Genomic DNA, 1,365 nt, shown 5'->3' with positions numbered 1-1,365 from the left:
TCGGGTTGATTACTACTCGGTGGCAGGGTCAGGATTTTTTCTTCTAAGGCAGAGAGTAAAACGTTGTTAACTTCGGGTCGAGAACGGTTAAATTCATCATAAACTAAGGTAAATCCTTCTCGACAGGCCATCGTCAATCGAGAATCCACCCAGTTGTGTTTGAGTTCGTCCTCAACTTTGAGAACGCTGTGGATATAGTTATCCATCAGTTTTTTGTGGGTATAACCAGACTGACTGCCAATTAAATCGGAACTGGTAAAGTCATCATCTCCGAAAATCAGCATTACAGGTCTGGCTAAACAATTGGCCAGGTGCATAGCCAGTGTGGTTTTCCCCGTTCCGGCAGGGCCACGCAGATGAATGGAAAAACCAGAGTGCAGGTAACGTAATGCCCGGACTGTAATTTGATGAATCGAAGGCGTAACGACAAATTGACCAGGGCGAACGCGGAGGACGGATCTTCTTGTTTGAGGTTCAGCAACTGTCATGGTTGAAATCTAGTAAACGTCAATAAATCTGAGAAGTTTGATGGAGAAAGTTGACAAACTGCAAAAAAGTGTGCTAGTGTTAATACGTAGATATATAGTTACCTAACCTAACCTACAATTCTTGCAAATCTGTTGGCGGCAAGACTAACCGTTATTGCCTGCTAAGGGGAACAGGTAACTAGCCTTTTCAGGAATCCCGGCTCCGCCAGAACAAGAATTATACTTTTTAAAAGTTGAGTTCAGTCTTTCAAAAAAAAAGTAGGCTAGGATTAGTCATGTGTATGTACGACCTAAAACTCATTGTTGTATCTTAATAATAACCCTCTAGTTTAGCTAGGAAAAGCAACTAGAGGGTTTTTACTCTAGGCTTGAGTCGGGTTAGAATTAACCTGGAGAATTATTTTCCAAAAATATAGATAGACAACTCTTGGCGAAATTTACGCAAATCTTCTTTTTGCTGTTTCGCTTGAGCTAAACGTTGTTTTTGGGTAGCTGTTAAAAACAGACGGTTTTCTTGTTGCAATTTTTGGTGAAATTGGCGAAGGAAATTCGCTTGTTTTTTCGCTTGAGATAGGCGTTCTTTTTGGGTAGCTGTTAAGAACACGCGGTTTTCTTGTTGCAATTTTTGGTAAAATTCGCGCAAAAAAATCGCTTGCTCCTCAGCTTGCAGTTGCCTTTTAGTTTTGGCATCCGACAGAAAAGCTTGGGTCTCTTGGCAGAGTTCAGCTACTTGTTCAGCAATTGACAAACGCTCCTGTCGGAATTTTTCCATGAGAGCAGGCATGGGTTTTCCTCAATAACACTAGATCATGGATTAACCCCAATCACCAGTCGAAACATTACATTTACCGTGACTGGGGGTTAGACAGTAGAAATA

At 41.5% G+C, this 1,365-nt stretch carries 2 protein-coding genes; both read right to left on the bottom strand.

What is annotated here, in order from left to right; all coding sequences use genetic code 11:
* A partial coding sequence (locus AM228_RS28845) for an AAA family ATPase (RefSeq protein ID WP_156332145.1) occupies window positions 1-488 on the bottom strand: 488 nt, incomplete at its 3' end.
* Between the two features lie 397 nt (window positions 489-885).
* Window positions 886-1,272: a gas vesicle protein GvpC gene (gvpC, locus tag AM228_RS28840; protein ID WP_054470494.1), complete on the bottom strand. Its 387-nt coding sequence runs from the start codon at window positions 1,270-1,272 to the stop codon at window positions 886-888.
* Window positions 1,273-1,365 lie beyond the last annotated feature (93 nt).

It is taken from the genome of Planktothricoides sp. SR001 (assembly GCF_001276715.1).
GTDB lineage: Bacteria > Cyanobacteriota > Cyanobacteriia > Cyanobacteriales > Laspinemataceae > Planktothricoides > Planktothricoides raciborskii.
Note: the sequence above shows the minus strand (reverse complement) of the source record. Positions and strands in the feature narration are given on the sequence as shown.

Excerpts from the sequence above, each read along its gene's own strand:
- gvpC (WP_054470494.1), bottom strand. The coding sequence starts at position 1,272 with ATGCCTGCTCTCATGGAAAAATTCCGACAGGAGCGTTTGTCAATTGCT.